1 pseudogene is annotated in these 238 nt (G+C 58.0%); it reads right to left on the bottom strand.

Annotated features, from left to right (window positions below):
• Positions 1-238, bottom strand: a pseudogene (locus tag SB822_RS60785) (type IV secretion system protein); the annotation flags it as partial.

Here is a 238-nt window from a genome sequence, read left to right as displayed (position 1 = left end):
GCTTCGGATTGAGCGTAATGGCCTGGAATGGCGCGTCAGCCTTGATCCAGTCAGCGAACTGATTGCGTGCATTGCCCACCATCATCGCCTTGACGGCGTTGATGTTTCGCGCCATACGCGAAGCCTGGATGTCGTCGGTGAGCACCGGCTCGATCGTGAACCAGCTCTCTACCGTTTCTTTCAGTGCGGTCCGGATCGCCTGGTCATCCGGCTTATAGGCCGTCAACTGGCGAACAAC

The sequence above is a fragment of the Paraburkholderia sp. SIMBA_054 genome (assembly GCF_046534875.1).
GTDB classification, from domain to species: Bacteria; Pseudomonadota; Gammaproteobacteria; order Burkholderiales; family Burkholderiaceae; genus Paraburkholderia; species Paraburkholderia hospita.
This window is presented reverse-complemented; position numbering and strand designations above follow the sequence as displayed.